The organism is Roseateles sp. T103, assembly GCF_057219915.1.
The window spans coordinates 623013-639783 of record NZ_JBXVVS010000002.1 but is presented as its reverse complement, the minus strand read 5'-3'; the positions used below and the strand labels follow the sequence as shown (position 1 = coordinate 639783).

Genomic DNA, 16771 nt, shown 5'->3' with positions numbered 1-16771 from the left:
CGCGCACTCAGGGTATGCCCTGCGCACGGCTGTCAGGCTGCCGTGGCCGCTGCCGGCTACGCTGTGGGGCATGAACAGCGCAGGCCAGGAACAATCGCCGACAGTCTCTGCCGACGCCCGCCCCTTGCAGGCCTGGCAGGTGATCAGCGGCGGCGTGCTCGCGCTGGTGCTGGCCATCGGCGTGGCGCGCTTTGCCTACACGCCGCTGCTGCCGCTGATGCAGGCGCAGGCCGGCCTGTCCGACCTGGCGGCCGGCTGGCTGGCTGCGACCAACTACCTGGGCTATATGAGCGGCGCGCTGCTCGCCGCCTGGCTGGAAAGCCCGCTGTGGCGACGGCGCCTCTACAGCGCCGGGCTGATCGTGGGCCTGGCAAGCACCGCGCTGATGGCGCTGAGCAGCAATGTCTGGCTGTGGGCGTTGTCGCGCTATCTGGGCGGGCTCTCGGGCGCGGCCGGCATGCTGCTGGGCTCCGGCCTGGTACTGGGCTGGCTGATGCGCCATGGCCGCCGGCCGGAGCTGGGGCTGTACTTCACCGGCCTGGGGCTGGGCATCGTTGTCTCGGCGCTGGGCGCGATGGCGATGGACCGGCTGGAGCTGGACTGGCGCGGCCACTGGTGGGGCTTCGTCGCCATCGGCGCGCTGGCGCTGATCCCCGCCTGGGCCTGGCGCCCGCCGGTGCCGCCCGCGCCCGCGGCGCAGGCCGGCGCCGCGGCGGTGCTGCCGGCACGACGCTGGATCCTGCAGATGATGGCGATGTACTTCTGCGCCGGCTGGGGATTCGTCATCAGCGCCACCTTCACCGTGGCCATCGTCGAGCGCCAGCCGCTGCTGGCCGGCCAGGGCCCGTGGGCGTGGCTGCTGGTCGGCCTGGCGGCGACGCCGGCGGTGTTCCTCTGGGACTTCGTCGCGCGGCGCATCGGCGATATCCAGGCGCTGCTGCTGGCCATGCTGCTGCAGCTGGTCTCGGTGCTGCTGCCCGCCTGGTCGCAAGGCCTGGCTGCTGCGCTGGCCGGCGCGCTGCTCTACGGTGCCACCTTCATCGGCATCGTCAGCCTGACGCTCGCGCTGGTCGGCCGCCGTTCGCCGGCTAACCCCGGCAAGGCGATGGCGCGCCTCACGCTGAGCTATGGCGCCGCCCAGGTCAGCGCGCCGGCGCTGGCCGGCGCGATGGCGCAGGCCAGTGGGAGCTACACCGGAGCGTTATGGCTCACTGCGGTGGTGCTGGGGATCGGGGCGGGGCTGCTGGTGTGGCTGCTGCGGGAGGAGGCGCCTGCATCGGCTTGAGTCGATGAATGGTGGCCGGCGCAGGCAAGCGTTCAATGCGCGCGCCGCCGCAAGGCCAGCGCCGCCAGGCCCGCTGCCAGCGCCAGGGCGGGCGTCGCTGGCTCAGGCACCTCTTGCACGTCCGTGCCGAATGCGGTGACCAGGGTGCGCGAGTTGAGGGCAAGTGCCGACGCGAGATCCAGGCCCAGGCTGGCGGTACGGGCGGAGTCGGTGGCCGAGCCCGGTGCGGCGATGCTGTCCAGCCTCACATAGGCCAGGCCGCCATCGCTGCTGACGCCCAGCACGCCGCGGGTGCCCGAGACATCGTCGCCGACAAAGCGCGCGTCCAGCCCGCCGCCGCTGACATCGAAGGCCTCCAGGCCGCCGCTGGTGGAGAACAGTCCGGCCGGGCCAATATCGGCGAGCAGCAGATCGAGGAAGGGGTCGTAGGCGTTCAAGCTGCCGCCGGCATTGACGCCGACGATGAAGCCGTTCACGAAGGCCAGGCCGCCGTCGGCGACGAAGCCGAGTTCGCGGCTGAGCACCGAAGCTGCGCCGAAGGCGCCGTTGGTGGTCTGCACGAAGCGCAGCCGGCCGTCCGTGGTGACACCGACGAGGCCGTCCGCGGCGGTCCCGATTGACGTGCTGCCGCCGAACAGTTGCTGGCCCTGGCCCAGGCTCAAGTTCACCAGCTCGCTGCGGGTGTCCAGCAAGCCTGTCGAGCTGCCGGAGATGGCGAGATTCAGCACTGGGTCCAGCGCCACCAAGCCGCCGCTGCTGCCGATGCCGACCCAGAAGCCGGCGCTGAAGGCGATGTCCGAGCTGGCCGCGAGGCCGAAACTCTTGGTCGAAGCCGTCTGGACCGAAGGTCCGACGAGTATGTTGCCGGTATTGGCGAAGGTGATGCCGCCGGTGGCATTGGCGCCCAGCACGCCCTGCGTGCCGATGGCGAAGCTGGTGCTCAGAGCGCTCACGCCGGCCTCCAGCGTCACCCCGGTCAGCCCGCTGGCAAGCGCGATCTGACTGCCCTGCTGGGCAATGCCGGTCTGCGTGAAGGGACTGCGCAGGTCGGTGACGACGAGCGGCGAGGCGAGTGCCAGTCCGGTGGTGAGGCTGACGATGGCGGCGATGACTAGACGTAGGCAGCGTTGCATGGGCGAGGTCCTTCCGCAAGCAGGCGCGAGCGGGATGCTGCTCGCGCAGCTACCTTCGCAGGACGGCGGCCCGGCGCCTATCCCCTGATCCTGCTTCAGCAGGAGCTGTGACTGCTGCAGCGCTGCGGCTGGACCGGGATCAGAGCCCCAGCTGCCTCGACGCCAGCTCCTTCATGATCTCCTCGGTGCCGCCGCCGATCATCATCACCTTCACCTCGCGGTAGATGCGCTCGGCCGCGGTGCCCTGCATGAAGCCCATGCCGCCGAGGATCTGCACGGCAGCGTCGGCGCAGAACTGCATGGTCTGCGTCGCGTGATTCTTCAGCAGGCAGACCTGGGCCACCCACTCCGCCCCCTTGTCGTTGGTGTCGGCGCGCAGCGTCACAGCGTCCAGCCAGGCGCGGGTGGATTCGATGCGCATGCGCATGTCCATCAGCTTGTGGCGGATTACCTGGTGGTCCACCAGCAGCGAACCAAAAGTCTTGCGCTGGCGCGCCCAGGCCAGCGCCTCGTCGTAGCAGGCCTCGCTGAAGCCCAGCGACAGCGCCGCCATCGACAGCCGCTCACCATTGAAATTGGTGAGGATCATCTTGAAACCCTGGCCCTCCTGGCCCACCAGGTAGCGCGCCGGCACGCGCACGCCTTCGAAGCGCAGCTGCGCGGTGTCCGAGCAGTGCCAGCCCATTTTCTTCAGCGGGCTGCGCGACAGGCCCTTCGCATCGCCGGGCACCATCAGCATCGAGATGCCCATCGGGCTCTTGTCCTGCGGGTCGGTGCGCACGGCGACGGTGATCCAGTCGGCGCGCACGCCCGAGGTGATGAAGATCTTCTCGCCGTCGACGACGTACTCGTCGCCTTCGCGGCGGGCGGTGGTCTTCAGCGCCGAGACATCGGTGCCGCCGCCGGGCTCGGAGATCGCCAGCGCGGCAATCTTCTCGCCGGACAGCACCGAGGGCAGCACCTCGGCCTGCAGCTCCGGACTGCCGTGGCGCATCAGCGGCGGCATCGCGATGTTGTGGCTGAACAGGCTGGCCATCAAGCCGCCGCTGGCGCCATGGCGCGCCAGCGTGATCGCCATCGCATTGCGCATCGCCCAGCTGCAGGGGCTGCCGCCGAAGGCTTCGGGATAGCCCATGCCCAGCCAGCCCAGCTCGGCCACCTTGCGATAGAGCTCGCGTGGAATCTCGCCGGCGGCTTCCCAGGCGGGCAGGTTCGGGGCGATCTCGGTCTTGGCGAAACGCGTCGCGGCGTCGACGACGAGGGCGATGTCTTGCTGAGTCTCAGACATGGTGGGCGGTCTCCAGTTTGTGCTTCTTGCGGCGAGAACTGCGCAGGGCGGTGTCATGCTCATATCACCAAAAAGAAAGCGAGGTTACGTTAACGTAACCATGAGAACGAATAGGTACTTTTACTGGCAGGCGATTTGTCGGACTGAGGCTCGACCCGCGGCAGTTGCTGCCGCCTGCTGGTCTTTGTCGCGGCCTTGCATGGGCTTTGGGTGTAGGCTGCGCCGGCCCGTAAAGTTGGCGTATCGGAATCGGCCCGCACCGGGCGCCGCCATGTTGCGCACTCTCGCCTTGCTGTTCTTGCTCGCATTGCTCTCCGGGGCCGCCCAGGCCCTGGAAAGCGTCACGCTGCAACTCAAGTGGCGGCACCAGTTCCAGTTCGCCGGCTATTACGCCGCGTTGGAAAAGGGCTACTACCGGGAGGCCGGGCTGGACGTGAAGCTGGTGGAGGCCTCGCCAGCCACTCAGGTGGTGATGGAGGTGGTGAGCGGTCGCGCGCAGTATGGGGTGGGCACCAGCGCGCTGCTGCTTGCGCGGCGGCAGGCGCCAGTGGTCGCGCTGGCGGTGATCTTCCAGCACTCGCCGCTGATCCTGCTGGCCCGCGAGGACAGGGCAGGCAATCTGCATCAGCTTGCCGACCAAGAGGTGATGATCGAGGCGGACTCCGAGGAACTGCTGGCCTACCTGCGCCAGGAGGGCCTGCCGCCGGAGAAGCTGCGCATCCTGCCGCATAGCCAGAGCATCGGCGACCTCATAGATGGCAGGGTCGCCGCCATGTCAGCCTATTCCACCACCGAGGCCTATCTGCTGCGCCGAGCCGGGCTGCCGGCCATCGAGTTCTCGCCGCGCGCCGCCGGCATCGACTTTTACGGCGACAACCTCTTCACCTCCCAGCAGGAACTGAAGCAGCACCCGGAACGCGTTCGCGCCTTCCGTGCCGCCTCGCTGCGCGGCTGGGACTACGCGATGAAGCATCCGGACGAGATGATCGAGCTGATCCTTGCCCGCTACAACAGCCAGGGCCTGGATCGCGAGTTTCTGGCCTATGAGGCCAGCCGCACTGCCCAGCTGATGCAGGCCCAGCTGATCGAGATCGGTCACATGAACCGCGGACGCTGGCAGCACATCGCCGACACCTATGCCGAGCTGGACATGCAGGTCAGGGGCGAGCTGCCGGCAGACTTTCTGTACACTCATGCCGCGCCGCGCCCCTTGCCCGCCTGGCTGCTGCCCACCGCCGTCGTCGCCGGACTGGCGATGCTGGGCCTGGGCTGGCTGGCGCTGCGCAATATCCAGCTTGGCCGTCAACTCAGGCGCGAGATCGCGGCGCAGCAAGAGGCGCATCGACAGCTGGCCAGGAGCGAGGATCACTATCGCTTCATGCTGGACAACTCGGCCGATGCGTTCTGGGAGCTGGACCCGCAGTACCGATTCACCTACATCAGTCCGGCCGACAAGCGCATCCGCGGCTTCGAGGCATCCGAAGTGCTGGGGCAGTCGCTGTTGAGCATGCTGACGCCCGAGTCGGCGCGCAGCCTGCAGCAGCAGTTGGCCCAGCGCCGGGCCGACCAGCCAGGCGCGCCGGATGCCCCGCTGCGCTTCGAGTTCGAGATCGTCTGCAAGAACGGCTCGACCGTCTGGGCCGAAGCGCAGTCGGTGCCTTTCCGCGACGAGGCGGGCTGCATCCTCGGCTTCCACGGCGTCACCCGCGACATCAGCGAGCACAAGCGTCACCGCACCGAGCTGCAGGAGGCCAACCAACTGCTGGCCCGTCAGCTCGACGAGATCGGCGAGCTGCAGGCTCGCTTGCAGGAACAGGCGATACGCGACGCGCTGAGCGGGCTGTACAACCGCCGGTACCTCGACGAGACGCTGGCCCGTGAACTCGCGCGTGCCCGGCGCGACGGCTATCCGCTGTCGCTGATCATGATCGACATCGACCATTTCAAGCAGATCAACGACAGCTACGGTCATCCGGCCGGCGACGACGTGATCCGCGCGTTGGCTGCGCTGCTGCGCCAGAGCTGCCGCGACGGCGATATCGCCTGCCGCTACGGTGGCGAGGAGTTCATCGTTGCCATGCCGCAGATGGACGCGCGGGCAGCGCATGCGCGCGCCGAGGCGCTATGCGACGAAGCCGCAGCCATGCCCGTGCGACATGGCGAGCTGGAGATCAGCTACACCATCTCGGCCGGCGTCTGCGCCTACCCGATCCATTCGACGGACGCCGAGACCCTGATCGCCTGCGCCGATCTGGCGCTGTATCGCTCCAAGACGGCGGGGCGCAACCGGGTCACGGGGTTCGAGGTGCCGGAAGGGAGGGCAAGCTGATGTCTGGCGGGGACTGGAAGGAACTGTTCAATGCGGGCTGCGAAGGTGACCTTGCGCTCGTCGAGTACCACGTGAAGTGCGGGGTTGACGTGAACTACGCCCATCCGGAGTTCCTCTCGACCCCGTTGGTCGCAGCCATCCTGGCTCAGCAGGAGGAGGTTGCGCTGTACCTACTGAACCACGGCGCGATCCCGGACCTCCCCTCTGAGCTGGACGGTGTCACACCGATGCAGGCTGCCAGGCGCGCAGGGCTGATGCGTGTCGAGGAGCGCCTGCTCGAGCTGGGCGTCGCGCGCCCGACGCGAGATGCGGCCGGGCGCCCGAATTGGTTCAGCCGCTTCATTGGACGAAGCGGCACCTAGTCGCTGGCTCGACAGCGGATCGGCCGCGGCGGGTCGTTCACCGCCGCCCAGCAGCGCACCGGGGCGCAGTCGCCTCCATGCCCGCGGCGACCGGCCGGCGCACTCGTCGCCGTGCCTTCGCTCAAGCGGCTGGCTGGCCTTCCTCGAAGCGCTCGCCCTGCTCGGCCATTTTCACCAGCAGCGCAGCGGGCGCGAAGCGCTCGCCGTAGCGCGCGGCCAGTTCCCTGGAGCGGGCGACGAACTCTGGGACACCGTAGCTGTTGATGAACTGCAGCGCGCCGCCCTGGAAGGGGGCGAAACCCCAGCCGAAGATCGAGCCGATATTGGCGTCGGCGACAGACCGCAGCACACCTTCCTCCAGGCAGCGTGCGGTCTCGTTGGCCTGCGCAAACATCATGCGATCGATCAGCTCGCGCTGCTCGGGCTGCTCGTGGGTCTTGACCGGATACAGCTCGGCCAGACCTGGCCACAGGCTCTTGTCGCCGCCCGCGTAGTCGTAGAAGCCCTTGCCGGCCTTCTTGCCGACGCGGCCCAGATCGCAGACCTGGCGCAGCACGCGCTCGCCCGGATGCTCCTTGTAGGCGATGCCGGCGGCGGCCAGGTCCTTGCGGGTCTGGTCGGCCACATGCACGCCCAGCGACAGGCTGACCTCGTCCTGCAGCGCCAGCGGCGGCATCGGCATGCCGGCCTGCAGGCCGGCCACCTCGATGGAGCGCGGGTGCACGCCCTCGGCCAGCATCGCGATGCCTTCCATCACATAGGTGGCGAACACGCGGCTGGTGTAGAAGCCGCGCGAGTCGTTGACGACGATGGGCGTCTTGGCGATCTGCAGCACGTAGTCGAAACCGCGCGCCAGCGTCTCGGGCGAGGTCTTGGCGCCGACGATGATCTCCACCAGCGGCATCTTGTCCACCGGTGAGAAGAAGTGCAGGCCGATGAAGTTCTCGGGCCGCACGCTGGCCTCGGCCAGGCCGGTGATCGGCAGCGTCGAGGTGTTGGACGCGAACACCGCGGTGCTGGCCAGCTGGGCCTCGGCCTTGGCGGTGACGTCGGCCTTGATGCCGCGGTCCTCGAACACCGCCTCGATCACCAGGTCGCAGCCCTTGAGCAGCGCGTAGTCGGTGGTGGGCGTGATCTTGGCGAGCAGCGCGTCGCGCTTGTCGGCCGTGCTGCGGCCCTTCTTCACCGCCTTGTCGAGGATGTCCTTCGAGTAGGCCTTGCCCTTGTCGGCGGCTTCCTGCGACACGTCGAGCAGCACCACGTCCATACCGGCCTTGGCCGACACATAGGCGATGCCCGCGCCCATCATGCCGGCGCCGAGGATGCCGAGTTTCTTGACCTCGCTCTTGGGCACGCCGGCCGGACGCGAAGCGCCCTTCTTGATCGCGTTGAGCTGGTACCACAGCGTGCCGATCAGGTTCTTCGAGGCCTGGCTCTCGGCGCAGGCGGCGAAGTAGCGCGACTCGATCTCTAGACCGCGGTCGATGTCGGTCAGGCCGCCCTCGAACACGCTGGACATGATGTGGGTCAGCGCCGGGTAGTTGCCCCAGCTCTTGGCCGCGGCGATGGACGGCGCAATGGCCAGCATCTGCACTACCGCAGGCGAGCGCGAGTCGCCGCCTGGGAAGCGGAACTTCTGGCCATCCCAGGGCTGCACCGGCTTCTTGTTGGCGGCGATCCAGGCGCGCGCCTTGGCCATCGCCTCGTCGCGGCTGGGCGCCAGCTCGTTGACCAGGCCGCTCGAGAGCGCCTGCGCGGCGCGCACCTCGGTGCCTTCCAGCATCCATTGCACGGCCTGCTGCATGCCCACCAGGCGCGGCAGGCGCTGCGTGCCGCCGCCGCCGGGCAGCAGGCCCAGCTTCACCTCGGGCAGGCCCAGCTTGGCCTTGCCGTCGTCGACGACGATGCGCCAGTGGCAGCCCATCGCAATCTCCAGGCCGCCGCCCAGGCACATGCCCTGGATCACCGCGACCACCGGCTTGCCGCACTTCTCCAGCCGGCGCATGAAGGCCTTGAAGCGCATCGACTCGTCGAAGGCCTCCTGCGCGCCAGTCAGGCGGCGCAGGCGGTCCACATCGGCGCCGGCGAGGAAGTCCTTCTTGCCCGAGGTGAGGATCAGGCCGCTGACGCTGGCGTCGCCCTCGAGCAGATCGGCCAGGCCGCCCAGCGGAATGGCCAGATCGTCGTTGAGCACGTTCATCGAGTGGCCGGGCAGGTCCATCGTCGCGACGACGATGCCGTCCGCACCCCGTTCGATCTTCAATGCATTGCTGTTGCTGCTCATGGCGTCAGACCCGTTCGATGATGGTCGAGATGCCCATGCCGGCACCCACGCAGAGGGTGGCGCAGCCGGTGGACAGGTTGCGGCGCTCCAGCTCGTCGAGCAGGGTGCCGAGGATGATGCAGCCGGTGGCGCCCAGCGGATGGCCCATTGCGATGGCGCCGCCGTTGACGTTGACGCGCTCCATGTCCAGCCCCAGATCGCGCGCCGTCTTCATCGGCACGGTGGCGAAGGCCTCGTTGATTTCCCAGAGGTCGATGTCCTTGGCCGACATGCCGGCCTGCTTCAGCGCCTTCTGGCAGGCCGGCGTCGGGCCGGTCAGCATGATGGTGGGTTCGGAGCCGATCACCGCGGCGGCACGGATGCGCGCGCGCGGCTTCAGCCCGGCCGCGTCGCCGCCGGCCTTGGAGCCGACCAGCATCAGCGCCGCGCCGTCGACGATGCCCGAGGAGTTGCCGGCGTGGTGCACATGGTTGATGCGCTCCACGGTGGTGTACTTGCGCAGCGCGGTGGCGTCGAAGCCCATCTGGCCCATCATCAGGAAGCTGGGCTCCAGCTTGGCCAGCGACTCGACCGTGGTGCCGGGACGGATGGTTTCGTCCTGGTCCAGCAGCAGCAGGCCGGCGATGTCGTGCACCGGCACGATGGAGTTCTTGAAGTGACCGGCCGCGCGCGCTGCGGCGGCGCGCTCGTGCGAACGCACCGCATAGGCGTCCACGTCGGCGCGGCCGAAGCCTTCCATGGTCGCGATCAGGTCGGCGCTGATGCCTTGCGGGATGAAGGCCAGCGCGTTGTTGACTCGCGGGTCCATCACCCAGGCGCCACCGTCGCTGCCCATGGGCCAGCGGCTCATGGACTCGACGCCGCCCGCGACGACCAGCTTCTCGAAGCCGCTGGCCACCTTGGCGGCGGCCAGGTTGATGGACTCCAGGCCCGAGGCGCAGAAGCGCGACTGCGTCACGCCGGCCACGTTCTGGGCCCAGCCGGCGTCCAGCACCGCGGTGCGCGCGATGTCGGCGCCTTGCTCGCCGACCGGCGTCACGCAGCCGATGACCAGGTCATCGACCAGCGAGGTGTCGAGCTTCTGACGCTGCTGCAGTGCCTGCAGCAGCGTGCGCAGCAGCCACACCGGGCTGGCCTGGTGCAGCTTGCCGTCCTTCTTGCCCTTGCCACGCGGCGTGCGCACGTGGTCGTAGAGGTAGGCGTCGAATGTCATGCGTGTCTCCTTGTCGCTGGCTGGGTGTCGGGCTTACATGAAGCGCGACGCCAGCTCCTTCATGATCTCGTTGGTGCCGCCGTAGATGCGCTGCACGCGGGCGTCCGCGTAGAGCTCGGCGATCGGGTACTCCATCATGTAGCCGTAGCCGCCGAAGAGCTGCAGGCACTCGTCGACGACCTTGCACTGCAGGTCGCTGACCCAGGCCTTGGCCAGCGCGGCGCGCGCGGCGTCGAGCTCGCCCTTCAGGTGGGCCACCATGCAGGCGTCCACGAAGGCGCGTGCGGCCAGCAGCTGGCTCTGCACCTCGGCCAGCTTGAAGCGGGTGTTCTGGAAGTTCCACACCGACTTGCCGAAGGCCTTGCGGTCCTTGGTGTAGGCGATGGTGTCGTTCAGCGCGCGCTCCATCGCGCCCACGCCGGTAACGGCGATGATCAGGCGCTCCTGCGGCAGCTCTTGCATCAGCTGGAAGAAGCCCTGGCCCTCGCCTTCGCCGGGCTGGGCCTTGGGGCCGCCGAGCAGGTTGGCGATGGGCACGCGCACCTCGTCGAAGAACAGCTCCGAGGTGTCCTGCGCCTTCATGCCGATCTTGTCGAGATTGCGGCCGCGGCGGTAGCCCGGCACCAGCGTGCCGTCCTCGTTCTCGACCTCGACGACCAGCAGCGAGATGCCCTTCGCGCCTTCGTCCTTGTCGGTCTTGCAGACCACCACCACCAGGTTGGCGTTCTGGCCGTTGGTGATGAAGACCTTCTGGCCGGAGAGCACGTAGTGGTCGCCGTCGCGGCGGGCCACGGTGCGCACGTTCTGCAGGTCGCTGCCGGTGCCGGGCTCGGTCATCGCGATCGCGCCGACCAGCTCGCCGGTGGCCATCTTGGGCAGCCAGCGCTGCTTTTGCTCTTCGTTGCCGTAGTGCAGGATGTAGGGTGCGACGATGGCCGAGTGCAGGCCGCCGCCGAAGCCGCCGATGGCGGCCTTGGCCTGCTCCAGCAGGATGATGGCGTCATGGCCGAAGTCGCCGCCGCCGCCGCCATAGGCTTCGGGCATGCTGGCGCAGAGAAGGCCGTTCTCGCCGGCCTCGCGCCAGGTCTCGCGACCCATCATGCCGGCTTCGCGCCATTCGGCGCAGCGCGGCACCCAGCGCTCCTTGAAGAAGCGGGCCACCGAATCCTGCAGCATGCGGTGCTCGTCGGTGATCCAGGCGGAGGGGAACAGCGGCAAAGACATGGGGGTCACTTCTCCTGCGCCGCAGCGATCTGCTGACGCACGTTCTCGTTGATGACGCGCAACTCGGCCAGCGTGGCTTCGATGTGCGCCTTTTTCTGCTCCAGTTCGGCAATCGCGGCGTCGGTGCGCTCCAGCGTGTACTGCAGCTGCTTGCTGCGGCCCTCGCCGTGGTTGCCGTAGAGGTCCAGGTACTGCTTGATTTCGTCCAGGCTGGATCCGATCGCCTTGGCGCGCAGGATCAGCTTGAGGCGGGCGCGGTCTCGCTGCGTGTAGACGCGCGCGCCGTTGACACGGCGCGGCTCGATCAGGCCCTTGTCCTCGTAGAAGCGGATCGCGCGCGGCGACAGACCGAACTCATCGCAGAGCTGGGTGATGCCGTAGAGCTGCTCCTGCGGCTCGCTGGTGCTGGAGGCCAGCATCTCCAGCGCGGCCGCCTTGCGCTTGCGGTCCAGTCCTGCGCTCATGGGTTCAGACCACGCGCGAGAGCTTCATCGCGACGCTCATGTCGCCCGAGACCTTGAACTTGCCCATCATGAAGCCGTTCATCGGGTTGAGCTCGCCGGTGAGCAGCGCAGCCAGGTTCTCGCGGGTGATGGCCACGGTGCAGTCGGCGTCGCGGTTCTCATTGCTGACGGTGTTGGGCGAAGCCTTGGCGTCGATCACGACCACGCCATCGTCGCCGCAATCGAACTTCAGCACGGCGCCCAGGCCGCTTTCGTCGCCGACCTTGGCGCGCAGGGCTTCGGTGATGGCTTGCATGTCCATGGAAATTGTCCTTTCTGGGTTGTGGGAAGCGGAAATGCCTCGCATGCTACGGGCAAAGGCAAACCCGCGGATTATGGTATTCACCTATATGAAAGATAGGTGACGTTAACGGAAGCTATCGGTCATTCGCGTAATGCACTGCAGCATTGCGCGCTTGACTGACTGATCGATTGACGAATCGATCGACTGATCGGATGGATGGAGACAAGCAGATGGACGCGACAAAGACGTCGGCGCATTACCGCAGCGTGTTCAGGCCCGAGCTGTTCGCGGGCCAGCGCATCTGGGTGACGGGGGGCGGCTCGGGTATAGGCCGCTGCGTGGCGCACGAGCTGGCCTCGCTGGGGGCGGAGGTGCTGATCTCGGGCCGCAGCGCCGACAAGCTCGAGCGCGTGGCCGCCGAGATCGTCGAGGACGGCGGACGCTGCCAGTGGCGCGCCTTTGACATCCGCGACGAGGAGGCGGTGAAGAGCAATGTCGCCGCGGTGCTGGCCGAGATCGGCCCGGTGCACGGCCTGGTCAACAACGCCGGCGGCCAGTTCCCTGCGCCGATGATGATGATCTCCAAGCGCGGCTTCGAGGCGGTGGTGGCCAACAACCTGACCGGCGGCTTCCTGATGATGCGCGAGCTGTTCACGCAGTGCCTGCAGAAGAACGGCGGCGCGATCGTCAACATGACCGCCGACTTCCGCAACGGCATGCCCGGCATGGCGCACAGCGGCGCGGCGCGCGCCGGCATGAGCAATCTGACGATGAGCGCCGCCTTCGAGTGGGCGCACGCCGGCGTGCGCGTCAACGCGGTGGCGCCGGGCTGGGTGGCCTCCAGCGGCATGGACAGCTACGGCCCCGCGATCCAGCCGCTGATCAAGCAGCTGAAGAACCACGTGCCGCTGCGCCGCATGGCCAGCGAGGCCGAGATCAGCGCGGCCATCGTCTTCCTGCTCTCGCCGGCGGCGGCCTTCATCAGCGGCGTGACGCTGCAGATCGATGGCGCCGCCTCGCTGGGCAATCCGCTCTTCCCCATGCCCACGGAGGGCGGCAATGCCGCCTTCGAGGGCTTCCATCGCGCCATGACGCCGGAGGTCTTGAAGTGAGTCGCCTGAATTCCCGCCTGAACCCGCGCTCCGCCGCTTTTGCAGCCAATGTGGCGGCGATGCAGGCCAAGCTCGACGAGGTCCGCGCGTTGGAGGCCAAGGTGGTGGCCGAGTCCGAATCCAAGCGCGACAAGTTCGAGAAGCGCGGCCAGCTGCTGCCGCGCGAGCGCGTCGCCCGCCTGATCGACCGTGGCTCCAGCTTCCTGGAGCTGTCCACGCTGGCCGGTCTGGGTATGCACGACGACGACGGCAAGAAGTCGGTACTCGGCGGCGGCTCCATCATCGGCATCGGCCAGGTGGGCGGCAAGCGCGTGCTGATCTCGGCCAACGACAGCGCGATCAAGGGCGGCACCATCGCGCCCATGGGCCTGAAGAAGGCCTTGCGCGCGCACCAGATCGCGATGGAGAACCGTCTGCCGCTGATCTACCTGGTGGAGAGCGGCGGCGCCAACCTGATGTACCAGAGCGAGATGTTCATCGAGGGCGGACGCAGCTTCGCCAACCAGGCGCGGCTCTCGGCGATGGGCATCCCGCAGATCGCCGTGGTGCATGGCTCATCCACTGCCGGCGGCGCCTACCTGCCGGGCCTGTCGGACTATGTGCTGCTGGTCAAGGACCGCTCCAGCATCTACCTGGCCGGCCCGCCGCTGGTGAAGGCTGCGATCGGTGAAGACGTCACCGACGACGAGCTGGGCGGCTCGGACACGCATGCACGCGTCACCGGCCTGGGCGAGTACCTGTGCGAGGACGATGCCCATGCGCTGGCCACCACGCGCGAGCTGATGGCGCTGCTGCCCTGGGACGCCGTGCCCGAGCGCGCCGCGTCCGCTGAGCCGCTGTTCCCTGCCGAGGAGCTGCTGGGCGTGGTGCCGGTGGACGAGCGCGAGCCCTACGACGTGCGCGAGGTGATCGCGCGCCTGGTCGACGGCTCGGAGTTCCTCGAGTTCAAGGCCGCCTATGCGCCGGAGACCGTCTGCGGCCACGCGCGCATCGATGGTCACGCGGTGGGCCTGATCGGCAACAACGGCCCGATCCAGCCCCAGGGCTCGACCAAGGCGGCGCAGTTCATGCAGCTGTGCGACCAGGCCGGCGTGCCGCTGGTGTTTCTGCAGAACACCACCGGTTACATGGTCGGCCGCGATGCCGAGCGCGGCGGCGCCATCAAGCATGGCTCCAAGATGATCCAGGCGGTGGCCAATGTGCGCGTGCCCAAGTTCACCATCGTGCTGGGCGGATCTTTCGGCGCCGGCAACTACGGCATGTGCGGCCGCGGCTTCGATCCGCGCTTCATCTTCAGCTGGCCCAGCGCGCGTACCGCGGTGATGGGCGGCGCGCAGGCGGCCAAGGTGATGGACATCGTCAATCGCGCCAAGCTCGAACGCATGGGCATGCCCGTCAACGACGAGGCCTTGAGCGGCATGAGCGACCAGCTGCGCCAGCGCATCGATCGCGAATCCAGCGTGCTGTTCGGCACCGCGCGCCTGTGGGACGACGGCGTCATCGACCCGCGCGACACCCGCCGCGTGCTGGCGCTGTGCCTGGCGCTGGCGGCTGAAGGCCAGGTGCGCGAGCTGCGTCCCAATGCCTTCGGCGTGGCGCGCCTGTGACGCTGAAGCCCTGAACAACGAAGACACCCGGCGCCCTCGAGCGGACGCGCCCAGCCAAGGAGAACTGCAATGAAATGGACCACTGAACACCAGGCCCTGTACGACACCGTCGCGCGCTTCGTCGACAAGGAGCTCAACCCCTACGTCGCCGAGTGGGAGAAGAACGAGATGTTCCCGGCGCACGAGGTGTTCAAGAAGCTCGGCGACCTGGGCCTCCTGGGCCTGAAGTACCCCGAAGAGTTCGGCGGCAGCGGACTGGACTTCAGCTACTCGATGGTGATGGCCGAGGCGCTGGGCACCTGCCGCGTCGCCGGCGTGCCTATGGCCATCGGCGTGCAGACCGATATGTGCACGCCAGCGCTGGCGCGCTTCGGCAGCGATGAGCTGAAGCGCGAGTTCCTGGCGCCGTCGATCGCCGGCGACTACGTCGGCTGCATCGGCGTGTCCGAGCCTGGCGGCGGCTCCGACGTCGCGGCGCTGAAGACCACCGCCAGGAAGGATGGCGGCGACTACGTCATCAACGGCACCAAGATGTGGATCACCAACGGCATGCAGGCCGACTGGTGCTGCCTGCTGGCCAACACCAGCGAAGGCCCGGTGCACAAGAACAAGAGCCTGATCATCGTGCCGCTGAACACGCCCGGCGTGACGCGGCAGAAGATCCACAAGATCGGCATGGACTCGTCCGACACCGCCCAGCTCTTCTTCGACAACGTGCGCGTGCCGCAGCGCAACCTGATCGGTCAGGAAGGCATGGGCTTCATGTTCCAGATGATGCAGTTCCAGGAAGAGCGCCTGTGGGGCGCGGCTTCCTGCCTGAAGAACCTGGACAACCTGATCGACCAGACCATCGACTACACCCGTCAGCGCCAGGCCTTCGGCAAGCCGCTGCTGGACAACCAGGTGGTGCACTACCGCCTGGCCGAGCTGCGCACCGAGGTCGAGGCGCTGCGCTCGCTGACCTACCGCGCAGTGGACATGTATGTAGGCGGCCAGGACGCCGCCAAGCTGGCGTCGATGGCCAAGCTCAAGAGCGGTCGCCTGATCCGCGAAGTGGCCGACGCCTGCCTGCAGTACTGGGGCGGCATGGGCTTCACCTGGGACAACCCGGTCAGCCAGGCCTACCGCGACGGCCGCCTGGTCTCGATCGGCGGCGGCGCCGACGAGGTGATGCTGTCGATCATCTGCAAGCTGGAGGGCACCCTCCCGAAATGACCCACCCCCCTACGCGCTGCGCGCGCCCCCTCAAGGGGGCGAGCCCGCAGGCCCGGCAAAGCCGGATCCTCGGGCTCCGCGCGGCTGGGCTTGCGGCATGCCGAGGCCAGGCGAGGAGTAGCGAAACAATGACCAATTCAACGAACGAACTGCCGCGCCCGCAGGCGCTGGCGCTGTCGCTGCCTAGCGCCGGCGTGCTGGAGATCCGGCTGAACCGGCCGGAGTCGCGCAATGCGCTGTCGCTGGCGATGGTCGGCGAGCTGCGCGAGGCGCTGGCCTGGGCCGAGGCCCAGCCGGGCATGCGCGCCGTGGTGCTGCGGGGCAATGGCGGGCATTTCTGCTCGGGCGGCGACCTCAAGGACATGGCGATGGCGCGCATGCGCCTGGCCGACGAAGGCCCGGCCGTGCTGGAGAAGCTCAACGCCGCCTTCGGCGAGCTCTGCGTGGCCTTCGACCACACGCCGCTGGCCACCATCGCGGTGCTGGAAGGCACGGTGATGGGCGGCGGCTTCGGCCTGGCCTGCGTGGCCGACATCGCGCTGGCTGGCCGCTCGGTGAGCTTCCGCCTGCCGGAGACCTCGCTGGGCGTGGTGCCGGCGCAGATCGCGCCCTTCCTGGTGCAGCGCCTGGGCTATTCGCAGGCGCGCCGCCTGGCCGTCAGCGGCGGCCGGCTCAATGGCGAGCAGGCGCTGCGCCTGGGCCTGGTGCACGAGCTGCACGAGGACGCGGCGCTGGATGCGGCGCTGGAGGCCGCGCTGGCCCAGGTGCGCCAGTGCGCACCCAAGGCGGTCGGCGCGACCAAGGCGCTGATGGCGCGCGCGCTGCACGAGCCGGCGCAAGGCCTGGTGGCCGATGCGGCCCAGGTCTTCGCGAAGGCCGCGCTGGGTGAAGAGGGCATGGAAGGCATCGCCGCCTTCGTCGAGAAGCGTGCGCCGCGTTGGGCCGTGGCGCAGTGAGTTGAGGACGGGATAG

14 protein-coding genes are annotated in these 16771 nt (G+C 68.3%); 7 read left to right on the top strand and 7 right to left on the bottom strand.

Going from position 1 to position 16771, the window contains the following annotated elements; translation table 11 throughout:
* Positions 1-70: 70 nt before the first annotated feature.
* Complete coding sequence (locus tag AC2EBS_RS09345) at positions 71-1285, top strand: YbfB/YjiJ family MFS transporter (protein ID WP_484728121.1); 1215 nt, start codon at positions 71-73, stop codon at positions 1283-1285.
* Between the two features lie 32 nt (positions 1286-1317).
* Here the strand turns inward: AC2EBS_RS09345 and AC2EBS_RS09340 are convergent, their stop codons facing one another.
* Both AC2EBS_RS09340 and AC2EBS_RS09335 read right to left on the bottom strand, forming a co-directional pair.
* Positions 1318-2418, bottom strand: a complete 1101-nt coding sequence (locus AC2EBS_RS09340) for a PEP-CTERM sorting domain-containing protein (protein WP_484728120.1) — start codon at positions 2416-2418, stop codon at positions 1318-1320.
* 139 nt (positions 2419-2557) lie between these two features.
* Positions 2558-3706 (bottom strand): acyl-CoA dehydrogenase family protein, encoded by a 1149-nt coding sequence (locus AC2EBS_RS09335; protein WP_484728119.1) that lies wholly within the window; start codon positions 3704-3706, stop codon positions 2558-2560.
* 271 nt (positions 3707-3977) lie between these two features.
* Here AC2EBS_RS09335 and AC2EBS_RS09330 point away from each other — a divergent pair, with 271 nt between their 5' ends.
* Together AC2EBS_RS09330 and AC2EBS_RS09325 are read left to right on the top strand one after the other, a co-directional pair.
* Positions 3978-6035, top strand: coding sequence for a diguanylate cyclase (locus AC2EBS_RS09330; protein ID WP_484728118.1), 2058 nt, complete (start codon positions 3978-3980; stop codon positions 6033-6035).
* The gene (locus tag AC2EBS_RS09325) at positions 6035-6397 is read left to right on the top strand and encodes an ankyrin repeat domain-containing protein (RefSeq protein WP_484728117.1); all 363 of its coding nucleotides are present in this window, start codon (positions 6035-6037) and stop codon (positions 6395-6397) included. Before AC2EBS_RS09330 ends, AC2EBS_RS09325 begins: the two co-directional genes overlap by 1 nt.
* Positions 6398-6518: 121 nt before the next feature.
* On the opposite strand, the gene AC2EBS_RS09320 is transcribed toward AC2EBS_RS09325, so the two are convergent.
* From AC2EBS_RS09320 to AC2EBS_RS09300, 5 genes are read right to left on the bottom strand one after another with little or no spacing between them, the layout of a single operon-like run.
* Entirely contained in the window at positions 6519-8681 is a 2163-nt protein-coding gene (locus tag AC2EBS_RS09320; protein WP_484728116.1) for a 3-hydroxyacyl-CoA dehydrogenase NAD-binding domain-containing protein, read from the bottom strand.
* Positions 8682-8685: 4 nt separating this feature from the next.
* Positions 8686-9894 (bottom strand): acetyl-CoA C-acetyltransferase, encoded by a 1209-nt coding sequence (locus AC2EBS_RS09315; protein WP_484728115.1) that lies wholly within the window; start codon positions 9892-9894, stop codon positions 8686-8688.
* A gap of 33 nt (positions 9895-9927) precedes the next feature.
* The gene (locus AC2EBS_RS09310) at positions 9928-11118 is read right to left on the bottom strand and encodes an acyl-CoA dehydrogenase family protein (RefSeq protein WP_484728114.1); all 1191 of its coding nucleotides are present in this window, start codon (positions 11116-11118) and stop codon (positions 9928-9930) included.
* Between the two features lie 5 nt (positions 11119-11123).
* Positions 11124-11582 (bottom strand): MerR family transcriptional regulator, encoded by a 459-nt coding sequence (locus AC2EBS_RS09305; RefSeq protein ID WP_484728113.1) that lies wholly within the window; start codon positions 11580-11582, stop codon positions 11124-11126.
* A gap of 4 nt (positions 11583-11586) precedes the next feature.
* The gene (locus AC2EBS_RS09300; protein ID WP_484728112.1) at positions 11587-11883 is read right to left on the bottom strand and encodes an SCP2 sterol-binding domain-containing protein; all 297 of its coding nucleotides are present in this window, start codon (positions 11881-11883) and stop codon (positions 11587-11589) included.
* 212 nt (positions 11884-12095) lie between these two features.
* On the opposite strand from AC2EBS_RS09300, the gene AC2EBS_RS09295 reads away from it, so the two are divergent.
* The 4 genes from AC2EBS_RS09295 (at position 12096) to AC2EBS_RS09280 (ending at position 16755) form a co-directional block, all read left to right on the top strand.
* Positions 12096-12977: an SDR family oxidoreductase gene (locus tag AC2EBS_RS09295; RefSeq protein ID WP_484728111.1), complete on the top strand. Its 882-nt coding sequence runs from the start codon at positions 12096-12098 to the stop codon at positions 12975-12977.
* Positions 12974-14584, top strand: a complete 1611-nt coding sequence (locus tag AC2EBS_RS09290; protein WP_484728110.1) for an acyl-CoA carboxylase subunit beta — start codon at positions 12974-12976, stop codon at positions 14582-14584. Before AC2EBS_RS09295 ends, AC2EBS_RS09290 begins: the two co-directional genes overlap by 4 nt.
* 69 nt (positions 14585-14653) lie before the next feature.
* Positions 14654-15799 (top strand): acyl-CoA dehydrogenase family protein, encoded by a 1146-nt coding sequence (locus tag AC2EBS_RS09285; RefSeq protein ID WP_484728109.1) that lies wholly within the window; start codon positions 14654-14656, stop codon positions 15797-15799.
* A gap of 128 nt (positions 15800-15927) precedes the next feature.
* Positions 15928-16755, top strand: coding sequence for an enoyl-CoA hydratase/isomerase family protein (locus tag AC2EBS_RS09280; protein ID WP_484728108.1), 828 nt, complete (start codon positions 15928-15930; stop codon positions 16753-16755).
* Positions 16756-16771: the final 16 nt, after the last annotated feature.